Source organism: Autumnicola patrickiae, assembly GCF_031846525.1.
GTDB classification, from domain to species: Bacteria; Bacteroidota; Bacteroidia; order Flavobacteriales; family Flavobacteriaceae; genus Autumnicola; species Autumnicola patrickiae.
This window is the reverse complement of the sequence record NZ_JAVRHM010000001.1, coordinates 555,508-571,789: the sequence shown is the minus strand read 5'-3', so window position 1 is coordinate 571,789 and position 16,282 is coordinate 555,508. Positions and strand designations below refer to the sequence as shown.

Sequence of the window (16,282 nt, the reverse complement as noted above, 5' to 3'; positions counted from 1 at the left end):
GTTTTTAGAAGAATCTCGGTGATTTATCGTATCCTTTGGTAAGCCCGAATAGATCAAAATCAAATAATAACATGATCTCGTGAGTACCGTCGTTGTAGTTACCTAGGTTGGAAGTGGTATAATCATACGCATAACCTACACGAAGTTGTGGTGTGATTTTAAAGTTAACCAGGCCGGTAACAGATTCGTCAAACCTGTAACCTATCCCTGCTTCCAAACGCTCGTATAAAAGGACATTTGCAGTAACATCAACAGATAACGGTGCACCTTCAACCCCTCTGGCCATAAAAGCAGGTTTCAGTTTTAAATTCTGGTTCAGGTCAAAGACATACCCCCCTGTAAGGAAGTAGTGTATGTTTTCTTCTCCAAAAGCCGTAAGCTCTTGTTCGTTTTCCAGATGTTTAGAGGTAAAAAGGTTTGGGGCAGATAAACCTAAGTAATAGTTATCACCAAACCAGAATGCTCCAACTCCAAAAACAGGAAAAACCTCATTTATGTTTTCAAATGCAGGATCATCAGGGTCATTGACAATTATTCCTGAAGTATTTGTGTCAAAAGTTGTCAAACCTGCTTTAACCCCAAAGGATAATTTGCTGGTTTCTCCGGCAGGAAGAACATAAGCGAAATCTGCAGTTATGTTATTTTCCTTTATCCAGTCACCAACTTCATCGTGAACAACTGTTAATCCTAGTTCAATCCTCTCGCTTACGGGAGTGTGAGCGAAGAAATTGGCGGTGCTTGGTGCACCGTCAATTCCTACCCATTGAGATCTGTAGATCCCTCCCATATTAAGCATACCGGGATCATCGGTAGCATAAGCCGGGTTAATTACACTCATGTTATACATGTATTGAGTAAAGAGCGGATCTTGTTGAGACATACCCTTCAGAGAAAAAAGGATAATGCCTGCGAATATTAAATATTTTGTTATTTTTTTCATTTCTATCTAGTGTTTATCCTTGATTATCTGCTTAAGTATATTTTTCCTTGTCTTGGAGGTGTAGATCCATCATTGAAATTCACGATGTAGAAGTAAACACCCACAGGCAAAACATCATCACCAAGACCTGATTCAGTAGATGTACCATCCCAGTCTGGAGTGTTGGCATTTCCTTCATAAATTGTGTTACCCCACCTGTTAAATATCTCAAGGTTATAATTAGGATATTTTTCTGCAATATTAATAACAGTAAACCTGTCATTTCTTCCATCGTCGTTTGGTGAAATTCCCTCAGGGAATACCAATGGACAATCTTCCAGCTGTACAGTATATTCAAGTCTTTGTGAACTTTCACATTCTACAGTACTATCATATAAAGCCGCATAATAAGTAACGCCGTTTTCCAATGGAGTATTAACACTTAGAGCATCAGCACCATCTTCAGAAGCATACCATCTGATATCACCAGGCTCGTTAATAGCCTCATTCAAATCAAGTATGGTGTTATTGTCTAGCTCACATAATTCAAGCTGAGTCTGATCTATAGTTGGAGCAGGAGCGTCGTTAATAGTAACCATAATAATAGCCGCCTCAGATACACATCCTCCTTCTGAACTAACATCTGTAACATAGTAAGGCTGTTCTACAAGTAAATCTGTAGGCTCTAATTCTGCCGTTAGCTCCACGTTTGAGTAGTAAGTAATGTTTTCTCCGGTCACCCCAAGATCTGCAACAGTTGCACCTTCTATGGCACAGAACGTAAGATCTGTTACTGTTGGTGCATCTGGAGCCACTGTAACATTTACAGTCATAGTAGAAGTACTTATTCCGCAAAGTTCGTTATCAGAATCTACTGAGTACATCACCTCATAAGAACCTTCACCATAAGTGGCAGGATCAAAAAGTCCATCGGCAATAGTATCGTCACCTAAAGTGAAAGTACCATCCATATCTGCATCTGCAGATAATTCTTCAAAGAGGTTTTGAGTGCCTTCGTTAGTACAGGCAAATATTTCCATGTCTGCACCAGCGTTAGCCGATTCTAAAACAATTACGGTAAAAATTGCAGAATCTGAACAATTTCCATCACCTGTACTTACGATGTAAGTCACAAGATAAGTATCTGGTTCATATAGAGCTGGATCCATCATTCCATTAAGAATTGTATTACCATTAATGGTGAATCTTCCATTCATATTTGCTTCAGGATCAAGAAGGCTGAATAGATCCTGAACTCCTTCGTTTTGGCACACTGTCAGTTCATCTGGATTAGATCCTGCATTAGGAACACCTCTTACAGTTAACAGAAGTGTTGAAGTGTCATTACCACATTCATTTTCTGCCGGAACTGTATATATAAATTCATAAGCGTCCGGCTCAAATTCTGAAGGATTTATAATTCCATCTTCAACAAGAACTCCGTTGTATGTCCATTCTCCATCCATATCTACAGTGTCAGCATCTAATCTGGAGAAAAGGTTCTGAATACCTGCGTTTTGACAAACAGTAAATGTATTGTCCAATCCTGCATAAGCAGCATCCTGTACCGTTACTGTAAAAGTGATAGAGGCAGAACCTGTAACACAGGAGATATCTTCTTCATCTAAAGAATAAGTAATTTCATATTCACCTGGTCCCATTGTTCCAGGATTAAATGTTCCATCCTCATATCCTTCAAATACTCCAAAAGCTGGATTTTCACCAATAAAATCGGTTAAATCCTGAATACCTGCGTTCTGACATATTGGTGCAGGATTATCAACTTCAGTTAACTCGGCAGCAATTTCATCTATGATTGTAACTTCTATGTTAGTAGAAGATTCACAACCTCCGTTAGAAACAGTGTAAGTTGTTTCAAAAACCTGATAAGGAGTTTCTGGATTAGCAAGATAAGCAGCAATTTGTGCCGCTACTACTTCTATATTTGGTGTAAATACACCAGTTAAATCTTCAGTTCCCTGTTCCTCCAATAAATCATTAAATAATGAAACAGCATCTTCAGGATTCTCGATTAGTTCAGGAACTTCAGCTATACAGAAATTACGTTCGATTGTTGCAACTGTGGTTGAACCTTCATTAACTTCTATTTCAAAAGTTGTAGAAGCTGTACCAGTCACACATTCTAATTCCTCACCGTTAACATCATAGGTAATAGTGAATTCTCCTGCCCCAGCTGTTGATGGGTCAAAAATTCCATTACTTACCCCAGTTCCGGAGAAAGTTCCGCCAAGGGTTGTGTTGTCAGCATTTAATAAGGTGGCAAGGTTGATAGTATCACCATCCACACAAGTTTCCTGATTTGCAATTGGACCAACTTCAGCTTGCGAAGCCTCTTCATCTACATTGATTGTAAAAGTTCCTGTTGCATCACCAATTACACATTCTAAATCGTCACCGTTAACATCATAGGTAATAGTGAATTCTCCTGCCCCAGCTGTTGATGGGTCAAAAATTCCATTACTTACCCCAGTTCCGGAGAAAGTTCCGCCAAGGGTTGTGTTGTCAGCATTTAATAAGGTGGCAAGGTTGATAGTATCACCATCCACACAAGTTTCCTGATTTGCAATTGGACCAACTTCAGCTTGCGAAGCCTCTTCATCTACATTGATTGTAAAAGTTCCTGTTGCATCACCAATTACACATTCTAAATCGTCACCGTTAACATCATAGGTAATAGTGAATTCTCCTGCCCCAGCTGTTGATGGGTCAAAAATTCCATTACTTACCCCAGTTCCGGAGAAAGTTCCGCCAAGGGTTGTGTTGTCAGCATTTAATAAGGTGGCAAGGTTGATAGTATCACCATCCACACAAGTTTCCTGATTTGCAATTGGACCAACTTCAGCTTGCGAAGCCTCTTCATCTACATTGATTGTAAAAGTTCCTGTTGCATCACCAATTACACATTCTAAATCGTCACCGTTAACATCATAGGTAATAGTGAATTCTCCTGCCCCAGCTGTTGATGGGTCAAAAATTCCATTACTTACCCCAGTTCCGGAGAAAGTTCCGCCAAGGGTTGTGTTGTCAGCATTTAATAAGGTGGCAAGGTTGATAGTATCACCATCCACACAAGTTTCCTGATTTGCAATTGGACCAACTTCAGCTTGCGAAGCCTCTTCATCTACATTGATTGTAAAAGTTCCTGTTGCATCACCAATTACACATTCTAGATCGTCACCGTTAACATCATAGGTAATAGTGAATTCTCCTGCCCCAGCTGTTGATGGGTCAAAAATTCCATTACTTATCCCAGTTCCGGAGAAAGTTCCGCCAAGGGTTGTGTTGTCAGCATTTAATAAGGTGGCAAGGTTGATAGTATCACCATCCACACAAGTTTCCTGATTTGCAATTGGACCAACTTCAGCTTGCGAAGCCTCTTCATCTACGGTAATTGTAAATTCAGAAGATGCTCCTTCAGTAATACAAGGTGAATCTTCAGCACTGATAGAGTAGGTGATGGTAAACGTATCTGCACCAGCTAAAGAAGGATTGAAAACAAAATCCCCATCCTCGTTGGTAGTAACGCCTTCACCTGTAAATGTTCCACCAGGAGTGGTTGTTAGAGGATCAATTAACTCAGTAAGATTTATGATCTCACCATCTATACAAGTATCTGGAACAGTAAATTCTCCGGCCATTGCTGGTCCGGCTTCTTCTATAGTTAATGAGATTTCAGCAGAGTCTTGACATTCAGTGCCTGCTCCAACGGTGTAGGTTGTTTCGATTGTAACAGGAAAGCTCGGTGGAGATTGAAGGAATTGAAAAGCAATTTCCTGCAATGTTGGATTGGAAAATTCACCGTCCAAATCTACATCATCTCCGATTCTTTCAGCTAGGATTGCTATCGCCGCATCTTGATCTTGTAGTGCTAGTTGTACAATTTCGAAAATTTCTGCTGTACAAAATACCAGATCAATATCATCACCAGCATTTGGATCTTCAACATTCACTCCCAGTACAACTTCATCTTCACACCCACCTTCAAAAGTAGCTGTATAGGTGGTTTCAAAATAATCGGCAGAACCATCATAGCTATCAACTATACTTTGAAGAGAAGGAGAGAAACTTCCACCTGGAGGAACTTCATCTTCCAGAAGACTTTCAAAATATGTACGTGCATTTTCAACTGTATTTAGCTGAGTATCTGCTTCAGAAATACAAAGAACATTGTCAGTACTATCATCACCTGCACTTTGGATAGTTACTTCAACTTCAAATCTCAGCATACTTTCACACGGAGGCTCTGGTGAGTTTACGCGGTTTATTATTTGTGTGGCATAATACAATTCGCCATCTATAAGAGGTGTGTCCTCATCTAATGGAGGATTGGAATCCTCTGTACTATACCACCTGTTTATTCCCGAGGCCTGAAGATCTGCAACGGTAGCTCCTTCACAGAAAATTTGTTCTCTTACGCCTGTTGGCGGCCCAACGGCTATAGGGTCATAGCGAACAGCTACTCTGGAAGAAGGACAACCGTCCTGACTTCTTTGTCCAACGAAATAACTTTCCCCTGGAGAAAGATTCTCGTTTTCATTAAGTGGGGCTCCACTAAATTCTTCAGTGTAAACTTCAATGTTTGTTCCGTCGTTAGTTGGATTTACTAAATCGATAAGTTCCTGAACCGTGTTTGCTCCTTCCATGCTGTACATGCATGGAGAAAAGACTACTCCAAAACTAGGTTCCGGTGCGCCGATATCATCAATACTAACTGTCACAGAAGGTCTACTTCCATTACAAGTTCCGTCTGCATTACCAGCGAAATAAGTCTCCTCCCTTAAAAGTTCATTACCGGGAATAGGATTGGTAGAAGTAGCAGTACGATACCATCTTAGGGTAGTTCCACTTGCGGCTGTGGCTTCAAGATCTGAAACAGTGGATAAATAACAGAAGGACTGCTCTTCATCACTTACTGCCGGGCAATTTCCCGTCTGTCCAAAAGAGGGGAATATTCCCATTAATAAAAGAAAGGTAAAAATGGAAAATACTTTCCCTTTTTTACCTAATGTAAAATTTTGCATAGGCTAGGTGTTAAAATTCAACTATTGGTTTAAGGTTTAAAATGACTTTTTAATTAAGCACAAATATTGGAATAATTTTTAACAATATGGAATGAAATTGTCGCGGGTTTAACAAATATTAATATTTGAGACAGTTTTTATCGTACGATTTTGTATAACAAATGAGGTTAAATGGTGCGCTCAAATAGCAAAACTATTTATCAGGTTTTATTAACAGTTGCTTCTATAGACGATTTTTAATTCAGCTTTTTTCAACCATGATTATTTATCAAAAATTTATTAAATTACATTTGTAGAAAATTGTTTTTATGAAACTTCATTTTATCGCTGTTGGCGGTAGTGCCATGCACGCTTTGGCAATAGCATTAAAAGAAAAAGGACACGAGATTACAGGTAGTGACGATGCTATCTTCGAGCCTTCTAAATCTAAACTTCAGGAGAAGAATATTTTGCCCAAAGATGAAGGCTGGTTTCCATCCAAAATTAATTCAGATCTGGATGCTGTTATTCTCGGCATGCATGCAAAAGAGGATAATCCTGAATTGGTAAAAGCCAGAGAACTCGGACTTCAAATATTTTCCTATCCTGAATTTCTTTTTGAACAGTCTAAAAATAAGACAAGGGTTGTTATAGGAGGATCGCATGGTAAAACCAGCATCACCTCTATGATTCTTCATGTGATGCATTATCACGACAAAACCGTGGATTATATGGTGGGTGCAGCTTTGGACGGTTATGCAAATTCTGTGCATTTAACAGAGGATAATGATTTTATTGTTATAGAGGGAGACGAATATTTATCTTCTCCAATAGACAGGAGGCCTAAATTCCATTTGTATCAGCCTAATATTGCCTTACTCAGCGGAATAGCCTGGGATCATATAAACGTATTTCCTGATTATAAGGGTTATGTTGAACAATTTGGAATATTTGTTGATTCTATTGTCAATGGCGGAATCCTGGTCTATAATGAAGAGGATACGGAATTGCAAAGAATTGCAGAGGAAACAAAGAATCCTATAAGAAAACATGCTTACCGAACTCCGGAATATTCTATAGAAGCAGGAAAGACAATATTAAATACTCCGGAAGGGAATATGCCTCTTGAAATTTTTGGGAAGCATAATCTGAATAATCTTGCAGGTGCTAAGTGGATTTGCCAGCACATGGGGGTGGATGAAGCAGATTTTTATGAGGCCATTGCTACTTTTAAAGGAGCATCTAAAAGATTAGAAAAAATAGCTGAATCTCAATCGGCTGTTATTTTTAAAGATTTTGCACATAGTCCTTCAAAAGTTAAAGCTACTACAATAGCTGTAAAAGAACAGTTTTCGTCCCGAAAGGTAGTGGCATGTTTAGAATTACATACATACAGCAGCTTAAATGCTGATTTTCTAAAACAATATGAAGGCAGTCTGAACGCTGCTGATGAAGTTATGGTTTTTTACTCGCCTGAAGCTGTAAAAATAAAGAAGCTGGAATCTATTTCTGAAAAACAAATTGCTTCAGCATTTAAAAACCCCAACATTAAGGTTTTTATCGATCCAGCCCGACTACATACAGCTTTAAGGGAATTGGAGCTGAAGAATTCTGTACTTCTTCTAATGAGTAGTGGTAATTATGGCGGATTAAATTTTGACGAAGTAAAGAGCTGGGTGAACAAATAATTCATTTTCAGTGATTTGGTGCGGTAAAAATAAAAGCATTTTTTATCTTGTATTTTACAATGGCCAGGGAACGTGAAACATTTAGTATAAAAAATTGGGCCGAGGGCGACCGTCCGCGGGAGAAATTACTTCAGAAAGGCAGGGTAAGCTTAAGTGATTCAGAACTTATAGCTATTCTTATTGGATCCGGGAACAGGGATGAAAGTGCTGTCGAATTGAGCAAGCGAATTCTGGCTTCCACAAAAAATAACCTTAGTGAACTCGGTCGCTTAAATATATCCCAGCTTTGTGAGTTTAAAGGCATTGGCACAGCCAAAGCTATTACTATCGTCGCTGCTTTGGAACTCGGAAGAAGAAGAAGGGTAGAGGAAGCGTTGGAAAGAAAAAAAATCACATCCAGCAATTCTGTTTTTGAATTAATGCAGCCGATAATTGGAGAATTACCACATGAAGAATTTTGGATAGTATATCTTAATAATTCTAATAAGGTGCTTGATCAACTTCAGTTAAGTAAGGGAGGGATTACAGGTACTCTGGTAGATGTGAGGATAACCTTAAGAAAGGCGCTGGAACTAGGAGCTACTGCTATTATTCTTGCTCACAATCACCCCTCTGGTAATCTTAATCCCAGTGAGGCTGATAAGCAACTAACCAAAAAATTAAAAACAGCCTCTGAAAGTTTGGACATAAAGGTGCTGGATCATATTATTGTAACTGAAAAATCCTACTTTAGCTTTGCAGACGAAGGTCTCCTCTAAATTTTCATGCATGCTACTCATCTATACCCAAAAGATCACGCCCCGCATTATTTATATTTTTAAGCATATATGTACGGGGGTTTTAGGTATATCGATAAAATTCACCTCCAAAATAGAAGAATTTATTGCCCATGACGGGATGAAACTGTCGTATGGAAAACAAGCTCTAGGGAATGAATTATTTTTTCAGAAAGTTGATTTGCTAATGGAGCAGGGTTTTTCTGAAGTTGAAGTGAAAGTTTTGCCATGGGAAGATTCTGTTTGTTTTTTTCCGGTTTCTGAGATGAGCGCTTTGCCTTTTGATATTTTTGCATCTTCATTTTTTCTTTTGAGCAGGTACGAAGAGTACGTTCCGCACGTAAAGGACGAGGCAGAACGGTTTCCTGTAGCAGAAAGCCTTGCTTATCAGAAAGGATTTCTTAACTCTCCCGTAGTGGATAAATGGGCTTTAAAATTTCAGAGCGTCCTTGAGGAAAGATTTCCCAATATGGAAGTGGTTCACCGTGAATTCTCATCTAATGCTATCATAGCCGTAGAACATGTTTTCGGTTATAAAAACAAGGGTATTCTAAGAAGTATAGCTGGAATGCAACGGGACTTCTTCAGGCTTAATTTAACTAAAGTTTTCGATAGGCTTAAAGTCGCTTTTAAAATCAAGAATGATCCTTTCAATATTTTTGAAGATTTAATAGCCCTTATAAAAGAGCATAAACTGAAGATGTACTTCATGTTTCAATTAAGCGATTTTACAATTCATGACAGAAATATTAATCACAACCGCATTCCGTATAGATCGGTGATCAAATATGTGGGGGATTATGCTAAAGTTGGATTGCTTCAGGGATACTATGGAGTTCGAAATATGAAAATCCTTAGAATGGAAAAACTGAGAATGGAAAACATCATTCATAGTTCCCTGGAATACTCTCTTAATTCCAGTCACGATCTCTCTCTTCCAGAAAATTATAATAATCTGGTCGAACTGGAGGTTAAGAATGACTTTTCTATGGGTTATCCTGATGCGCTTGGATTTAGAGCCGGAACCTGTACACCTTTTCTTTTCTACGATATTAATATGGAAGTCACTACTCCGTTACTGGTTCATCCATATGTCTTCAATTCGGGTATTTTCGAGAATGAGAAGCCGGAGAAAGCTTTTGGGGATGTAAATAAGGCTTTGAAACAGGTGCGGGAAGTGGGTGGCAAATTCAGGGCAATTTTTAGGAACCAGGACTTCTCGGAATATGCTGATGCAGAAACGAATTACAAATTGCTAAAATTGATCTATGAAATTAAATAAGATAGAGCATGTGTTTTTTGATCTGGATCACACATTATGGGATTTTGATAAAAATTCCAGCCTTACATTTTTGGAGATATTTAAAAAGTGGAATATATCTTTAAAACTCGAGGAGTTTATGGAGGTTTATATAAAAGTAAACCTGAAATATTGGGAATTGTATAGGGATAACAGAGTGTCCAAGGAAATTTTACGCTATGGCAGGTTAAAAGATAGCTTTGATTCTTTAAAATATACAACATCAGATGATGTAATTTATGGTCTTTCAAAGGATTATATTGATTTTTTGCCCCGAAATAAACATTTGTTGGACGGAACACTGGAAATACTTCAGTACCTTAAGAGGAAGTATAAACTGCACATCATTACGAATGGATTTGAGGAGGTGCAACGTAAGAAAATGGCTACTTCTGGTATTGCTGAATTTTTTCATACGATTACTACTTCTGAAGAAGCAGGAGTTAAGAAACCACATTTACTTATCTTTAAAATAGCTTTAGAAAAAGCCGGAGCTACTGCTATTAATTCAGTAATGATAGGAGATAATTATGAAGCTGATATTTTGGGATCTGAAAAATATGGCTTACAATCTATATATTTTGACTATTATAGGTCATCAGAAATTTCCGACATAAGACAAATTCAAACGTTAAAAGACCTTGTTAAGTTTTTGTAAACCCTAAACTTTTGTTAAGTTCGCTTCACATTATTCTAGAGCTCAGAATGCTATGAAGAAGAGGAACGCAGGTTTATTGAAAGTGCTTTTTTTCTGTTGTGCGATGTTCGCTTATGTTGGCTGTGTAAAAGATGTAGATTTTAATCAGGCAAACGATATTGTTCTTAGTCCGGATATCCAATCGAATCTTGTGCTTTATAAAGTAGAGGAATCTGATTTTGTAGACCCTGTTACTAAAGAATTGAAGACAGTAATAAGAGATACTGTAAGGTTGGAATTCTTAGATGATGATTATATTCAAAATGATTTAAATTCTGTAGAGTTTTATTTCCGAAATATCAATACCTTTCCTCAGGCTTTTGTTAGCAGAGTACATTTTTTATCAGCTTCGGGGAGAAAGCAGTTTAGCATAATTTATCCGATTTCTCCTGGGGGTTCTGATAATCCGGTATCAACCGAAAGAATTGAAGTGATGGGAGCAGATAGGATTGAGCAAGTGAAGAATTCAATTATTATGGTTGTCGAGCTTGAAGTCCAGACAAATCAAGAAGATTTTACAGGTGATCTTGAATTTGCTTCTAAGGGACTTTTCAAGTTTGAGTTTTAGCTATGCGGGTTTCGATTTTCTTTTTTTTTTTCATTTTAATACACTTTTCCTTATTTGCCCAAAACAAACCTTTACTCTATAATGTAGATGCTCTTCCACAAACTCTAATGAGTAATCCTGGTGCAGAAATTAACTTTCGTGGGCACTTTGGTATCCCTTTTTTTTCACAAATTCACTTTTCCATTGGATCTACCGGGGTCACAGCTTTTGATATTTTTGATGATTCCAACCCAAATGTGAATCTACGGGTAAGAAAGGCCATCCGTAGCCTTACCCATAGAGATTACTTTGCCGCAAATGAGCAGTTAGAAATCTTATCCCTTGGTTGGAGGCTTAATAGGCGTAATTATCTTTCGGCTGGGATCTATCAGGAAATGGATATTTTTTCATATTTTCCTAAAGATCTTGCTGTTTTAGTAAATGAAGGGAATACCAATTACATAAATCAGCCTTTTGATTTTTCCCAGGCTTCTTTTACTGCTGAAGTATTAACGGTTTATCACGTTGGTCTTAATCACAAACTGAACAATAAACTTACAATTGGAGCAAGGGCTAAGATCTATTCCGGTATTTTTAATGTCGAGAGTACAGATAATCAGGGAACCTTTACAACCACTCTTAACGAGGGAGGCAATGGTTTTTACAGGCAAACTGCCTCAGATATTGATGTTGTCGTAAACACTTCGGGATTTGCCAGTTTAAGAGATGAACAGGATAATACTGTAGATCAGGCTGCTGCAGATTTGCTGAAAAGATCGATGTTGGGGGGGAATATTGGTATGGGATTAGATCTTGGCGCAACTTATAAGGTGAACGAGCAATTTATTGTTACAGGTGCAGTGCAGGATATTGGAATGATGTTTCAGCGTACAGATGTAGAGAATTATCGCTATTACGGCAGTTATGAAACTCAAGGTATTGAACCTTTATTCCCTGAGCAAGAGAACACCGGCGCAATACCTTACTGGGACCTTTTTGAAGATGAAGTTGATGCGAATCTGCAGGACGAGACCTTAAATGAATCCTACGTTACCTGGCGACCCATTAAATTTAATACTACGATGGAGTTTGGGTTTGGAAGAGCTTTCCTGCCTTGTAATTATCGTCTCGTAGAGGAGGTAAGATATATGAATGCAATTGGACTCTTACTTTCAGGGGTTAGCCGGCCCAAAGGGATAACACCTTCCATGGCCGCATATTACGATAAACTTATAACCGAGAAATTTGGTTTTCGTGCAGCATATACTATTGATGATTATTCTTTTACCAACATCGGATTAATGGCACATAGAACTTTTGGAAGTTTTAATATTTATCTTGCAGCAAATAATTTGCTTGGATTTGCTAATTTCGCAAAAGCTAACAGCACTTCCCTGCAATTGGGTATGCAATTTATTTTTGATGACAGATCAACACAATAAGCTTTATCAAATTATACTCTTGTTGGTGAATTTTTGTTCTTAACAAATATATTTATATGAAAACTGCCATTTTTAGCATTGCTCTTATATTGAGTTTTACATCACTTAATTCTCAAAATCTCAACAAGTACAAATATGTCGTAGTACCGGAATCATTCGGATTCTTAAATGCTCCAGATGAATATCAGCTTAACGCACTGACAAAATTTCTTTTTGAAAAGAACGGTTTTAAGGCCACAATGAAATCTGAACAAAAACCATCCGACTTAAAAGCGAATGGTTGCCTGGCATTGTATGCAGATGTTAAAGATGACTCTAATCTTTTTGTCACTAAACTGACGGTGGTTCTGGAAAATTGCAATGGAGAAGTAGTTTACCGCTCTAGTGAAGGTTCAAGCCGAAAAAAAGATTTTAAACGGGCGCATCATGATGCGTTAAGGGATGCCTTTAATTCTTTTGAAGAATTTAATTATAAATTTCAGCAAGACTCTGATAATATAGCTACTGAAACTATTAGTTCTCCCAAAGCCGAACAGGAAGGAGAAGTGGCTGCTCAAGCCCCGGAAGAGAATATGATAGCTGCCATGGCAGAAGAGCAGGAAGACGAAGATATAGAAGTTAAAAAAACAGAAACTGGAACTGAAAAAAGTGCAGTAGTCTACATTCTGGATAATGCTGTATACTTTATTGAAAAGAGCGATTCTGGATACTCCCTTTTTCAAAAAGGAATGGCAGAACCTTTTGCATCCTTAATTAAATCTAAAGGACAGGAGAATTATATTTATTCTTCAATTACTAAACAAGGACTTGCCTATTTTGATAAAGAAGAAAATCTTGTAGTAGAGCATTTCGACAAGAATAAAAATGAAATGATAAAGACAGTTTATGAGGTTCAGGACTAATAATTATATTTATTCTTCCAGCGTTTTTTCAGAAACTCCCTTTGGGAATTTTCCCGTTGGTTTTGCCCGGGTTGATAGATTATGGTGTTTTTGATTTCTTGCGGCAAAAATTCTTCCTGCGTAAAATTCCCTTCGTAGTTATGGGCATACTTGTAATTATCACCGTATCCTAGATCTTTCATTAATTTTGTTGGGGCATTCCTAATCGCCATAGGAACAGATAGATTTCCTGTTTTCTTTACAAGGCTTATGGCATTATTAATAGCCATGTATGCTGCATTACTTTTTGGGGATGTAGCAAGGTAGGTAGTGCATTGGCTTAAAATTATCCTTGCTTCAGGATAGCCAATGGTGTTTACGGCCTGGAAAGTATTATTAGCAATAACCAGGGCTGTTGGATTTGCATTTCCAATATCTTCACTGGCCAGAATAAGCAGTCTGCGGGCAATAAATTTAACGTCTTCACCACCTTCAATCATACGAGCCAACCAGTATACTGCGCCATTTGGATCACTTCCCCTTATAGATTTTATAAATGCTGAAACGATGTCATAATGTTGCTCCCCGGTTTTGTCATAGAGAACAGTATTTTGCTGAACTTTTTCAAAGACCAGATCGTTAGTTATCTGTACTCCGTTTTTAGCTGAAGTCACCAGTAACTCAAATATATTCAGGAGTTTTCGGGCATCTCCTCCGCTTAATCGCAGCAGAGCCTCTGTTTCTTTTAGTTGGATATTTTTGGAAGCAATTAGAGAATCTTCTTTCATAGCACGCTTAAGTAAGGCTATAAGATCCTCTTTTGTAAACGGCTTTAAAATATATACCTGGCACCTGGATAGAAGTGCAGAGATAACTTCGAAACTTGGATTTTCTGTGGTTGCTCCTATTAGGGTAACCCAACCTTTCTCTACTGCTCCTAATAGAGAATCCTGCTGTGATTTGCTGAAACGGTGGATTTCATCTATAAAAAGGATTGGACTTTTGGTGGTAAAAAGTCCGTCGCTTTTTTTAGCTTTTTCAATAATTTCTCTAACATCTTTTACTCCGCTACTAATTGCACTTAAAGTAAAAAAAGGACGCTGAGATTCTTCAGCAATTATATTAGCCAGCGTGGTTTTTCCGACTCCCGGAGGCCCCCAAAAAATCATGGAAGGTATTATTCTCTGCTTAAGTTGTTGCTTTAGCGCGCCTTTCTCTCCTATAAGGTGCTGTTGGCTTAAATAATCTTCTAATTTCTGTGGCCTTAATCGTTCTGCTAATGGTTTGTTCATTTGGCTAAATTAAGAATTATGATGACAACATTTCATAAGGAAAAGGTTTGGTTGCTTTTTTGTAATATTGATGCTAAAACAGAATTTTGAAACAATCCAGCCCATTCACCTTTTCTCCCGGAGTAATAGGATACCCTATTATTTTTGTATTGGCCATTTGGATCGTATTCTGGTTCGAAATAAGATTTGGCTTCGATTTTAATAATTTTGGAGTTAGACCGGGTAAGGTGGAAGGCTTAAGAGGGATAATTTTCTCTCCTTTTATTCATTCCGGACTAAAACATCTCTTCAATAATACCATTCCCTTATTTGTTCTTTCCATGGCGCTTTTTTACTTCTACAGGAAGATTAGCTGGCAGGTCCTTTTTCTGGGGATGTTTTTTTCTGGATTGTTGACATGGCTTATCGGTAGGGAAGCAAATCATATAGGTGCAAGTGGAATAATATACGTTTTAGCATCTTTTCTATTTTTTAAAGGTGTTTTCTCTAAACACTACAGACTTATTGCACTTTCTCTAATTGTAGTTTTTCTTTATGGAGGAATGCTATGGTATGTAACACCAATAGATCCGGAAATTTCATGGGAAGGACATTTGTCGGGCCTAATCGCCGGATTTTCCCTTTCCTTTATTTACAAGAAGAAAATTGCAAAGCCTCCTAAATATGAATGGGAGAGACCTGGTTACAGTGAAGAGAATGATGATTTTATGAAACATTTTGATGAAAACGGAAATTTCATTGAAAAGCTACCGGAAGAGAATGACCCGGGATATGAAAATACTGAATACATTTATTCATATAAGCCCACAAATCAGGAAAAGGAGAGGGGGGGTAAATAAAAATTTCCGGGTTTTTATTTAAGAACAGAAGCGATATAGCCCGTCCTAATCATTTCACTTATTTTAAGAACTTTCTTGAACCCTACAGTCTCTGCCTTACCACTTCATACAGTATAGCACCACAGGCAACAGAAACATTTAATGATTCAATTTTTCCCAGCATGGGTAATCTGGCTCTGTAGTCAACAGACTTTAATATAGAGCTACTTACCCCTTTAGCCTCATTGCCCATAACTATGGCAGTAGGTTTTTTTAGATCAATGTCGTAAATAGTATCATTGGTTTTTTCAGTTGCAGCCACCAATTGAACGTTAGAGGATTGAAGATAAAATACTGCGTCCTTGATATGATTTACTTTGCAGATAGGAACACTAAAAGCTGCGCCGGCCGACGTTTTTACAGCATCAGCATTAAGGGGTGCACCTCCCTTTTCCGGGATAATTATAGCATTAACACCACAGCATTCCGCTGTTCGAATAATTGCTCCGAAATTACGTACATCAGTCAATTGGTCAAGGAGTAAAAAAAGCGGGGTAGAGGTGTTTTTAAAAGCGGACTGCACAACCTCATCCATACTTTTGAATTCCACAGGAGATATGCTTGCTACGACTCCCTGATGATTGCCTTTGCTTAATTTGTTAAGCTTTTCCACAGGAACATAGGAAATATTGTAATCTCCTTTTCTAATTTGATTCTCGAGATCCTTGATCAGGTATCCAGAAAGGCCTTTTTGAAGGTATATTTTATCTATACTTTTACCACTTTCAATGGCTTCTATAACTGCTCTTATTCCGAATATTTTAGTAGTATCATTTTCATTCATGCCACAAAGATAGTTCTAAATTTTTCCTTTTGAATATTGAGAAATAAAAAAACCACC

General features: G+C 37.9%; 12 protein-coding genes. 8 read left to right on the top strand and 4 right to left on the bottom strand.

The window, feature by feature from the left end; all coding sequences use genetic code 11:
* Positions 1–4 precede the first annotated feature (4 nt).
* Together RM549_RS02695 and RM549_RS02690 are read right to left on the bottom strand one after the other, a co-directional pair.
* Positions 5–940: a PorP/SprF family type IX secretion system membrane protein gene (locus tag RM549_RS02695; protein WP_311680575.1), complete on the bottom strand. Its 936-nt coding sequence runs from the start codon at positions 938–940 to the stop codon at positions 5–7.
* Between the two features lie 23 nt (positions 941–963).
* Complete coding sequence (locus RM549_RS02690; RefSeq protein WP_311680569.1) at positions 964–5,961, bottom strand: T9SS type B sorting domain-containing protein; 4,998 nt, start codon at positions 5,959–5,961, stop codon at positions 964–966.
* Between the two features lie 308 nt (positions 5,962–6,269).
* On the opposite strand from RM549_RS02690, the gene RM549_RS02685 reads away from it, so the two are divergent.
* The 7 genes from RM549_RS02685 to RM549_RS02655 all read left to right on the top strand — a co-directional run bounded on the left by RM549_RS02685 (position 6,270) and on the right by RM549_RS02655 (position 13,292).
* Complete coding sequence (locus RM549_RS02685) at positions 6,270–7,628, top strand: UDP-N-acetylmuramate--L-alanine ligase (protein WP_311680560.1); 1,359 nt, start codon at positions 6,270–6,272, stop codon at positions 7,626–7,628.
* A 59-nt stretch (positions 7,629–7,687) separates the two neighbouring features.
* Positions 7,688–8,386, top strand: a complete 699-nt coding sequence (gene radC / locus RM549_RS02680; RefSeq protein WP_311680687.1) for a RadC family protein — start codon at positions 7,688–7,690, stop codon at positions 8,384–8,386.
* 10 nt (positions 8,387–8,396) lie between these two features.
* A complete protein-coding gene (locus tag RM549_RS02675; RefSeq protein ID WP_311680552.1) occupies positions 8,397–9,686 on the top strand; it encodes a polysaccharide deacetylase family protein in 1,290 nt (429 codons plus the stop codon).
* Positions 9,673–10,362: a YjjG family noncanonical pyrimidine nucleotidase gene (locus RM549_RS02670; protein ID WP_311680545.1), complete on the top strand. Its 690-nt coding sequence runs from the start codon at positions 9,673–9,675 to the stop codon at positions 10,360–10,362. The genes RM549_RS02675 and RM549_RS02670 overlap by 14 nt, the downstream gene beginning before the upstream one ends.
* A 52-nt stretch (positions 10,363–10,414) precedes the next feature.
* Complete coding sequence (locus tag RM549_RS02665) at positions 10,415–10,969, top strand: hypothetical protein (RefSeq protein WP_311680538.1); 555 nt, start codon at positions 10,415–10,417, stop codon at positions 10,967–10,969.
* A 107-nt stretch (positions 10,970–11,076) separates the two neighbouring features.
* Positions 11,077–12,390: a DUF5723 family protein gene (locus RM549_RS02660; RefSeq protein WP_311680531.1), complete on the top strand. Its 1,314-nt coding sequence runs from the start codon at positions 11,077–11,079 to the stop codon at positions 12,388–12,390.
* 56 nt (positions 12,391–12,446) lie between these two features.
* The gene (locus tag RM549_RS02655; protein ID WP_311680527.1) at positions 12,447–13,292 is read left to right on the top strand and encodes a hypothetical protein; all 846 of its coding nucleotides are present in this window, start codon (positions 12,447–12,449) and stop codon (positions 13,290–13,292) included.
* Here RM549_RS02655 and RM549_RS02650 read toward each other — a convergent pair.
* Entirely contained in the window at positions 13,289–14,563 is a 1,275-nt protein-coding gene (locus RM549_RS02650) for a replication-associated recombination protein A (protein WP_311680526.1), read from the bottom strand. The two genes, RM549_RS02655 and RM549_RS02650, sit on opposite strands and share 4 nt — an antisense overlap.
* Before the next feature lie 86 nt (positions 14,564–14,649).
* Here RM549_RS02650 and RM549_RS02645 point away from each other — a divergent pair, with 86 nt between their 5' ends.
* Entirely contained in the window at positions 14,650–15,402 is a 753-nt protein-coding gene (locus RM549_RS02645) for a rhomboid family intramembrane serine protease (protein ID WP_311680523.1), read from the top strand.
* An 82-nt stretch (positions 15,403–15,484) separates the two neighbouring features.
* Here RM549_RS02645 and rlmB read toward each other — a convergent pair whose 3' ends face one another.
* Complete coding sequence (gene rlmB, locus RM549_RS02640) at positions 15,485–16,225, bottom strand: 23S rRNA (guanosine(2251)-2'-O)-methyltransferase RlmB (RefSeq protein ID WP_311680521.1); 741 nt, start codon at positions 16,223–16,225, stop codon at positions 15,485–15,487.
* Positions 16,226–16,282: the final 57 nt, after the last annotated feature.

What these genes read in the sequence shown, in the direction of transcription:
- RM549_RS02695 (WP_311680575.1), bottom strand. Translation starts at nt 940, where the DNA reads ATGAAAAAAATAACAAAATATTTAATATTCGCAGGCATTATCCTTTTT.
- RM549_RS02690 (WP_311680569.1), bottom strand. Translation starts at nt 5,961, where the DNA reads ATGCAAAATTTTACATTAGGTAAAAAAGGGAAAGTATTTTCCATTTTT.
- RM549_RS02685 (WP_311680560.1), top strand. Translation starts at nt 6,270, where the DNA reads ATGAAACTTCATTTTATCGCTGTTGGCGGTAGTGCCATGCACGCTTTG.
- radC (WP_311680687.1), top strand. Translation starts at nt 7,688, where the DNA reads ATGGCCAGGGAACGTGAAACATTTAGTATAAAAAATTGGGCCGAGGGC.
- RM549_RS02675 (WP_311680552.1), top strand. Translation starts at nt 8,397, where the DNA reads ATGCTACTCATCTATACCCAAAAGATCACGCCCCGCATTATTTATATT.
- RM549_RS02670 (WP_311680545.1), top strand. Translation starts at nt 9,673, where the DNA reads ATGAAATTAAATAAGATAGAGCATGTGTTTTTTGATCTGGATCACACA.
- RM549_RS02665 (WP_311680538.1), top strand. Translation starts at nt 10,415, where the DNA reads ATGAAGAAGAGGAACGCAGGTTTATTGAAAGTGCTTTTTTTCTGTTGT.
- RM549_RS02660 (WP_311680531.1), top strand. Translation starts at nt 11,077, where the DNA reads ATGAGTAATCCTGGTGCAGAAATTAACTTTCGTGGGCACTTTGGTATC.
- RM549_RS02655 (WP_311680527.1), top strand. Translation starts at nt 12,447, where the DNA reads ATGAAAACTGCCATTTTTAGCATTGCTCTTATATTGAGTTTTACATCA.
- RM549_RS02650 (WP_311680526.1), bottom strand. Translation starts at nt 14,563, where the DNA reads ATGAACAAACCATTAGCAGAACGATTAAGGCCACAGAAATTAGAAGAT.
- rlmB (WP_311680521.1), bottom strand. Translation starts at nt 16,225, where the DNA reads ATGAATGAAAATGATACTACTAAAATATTCGGAATAAGAGCAGTTATA.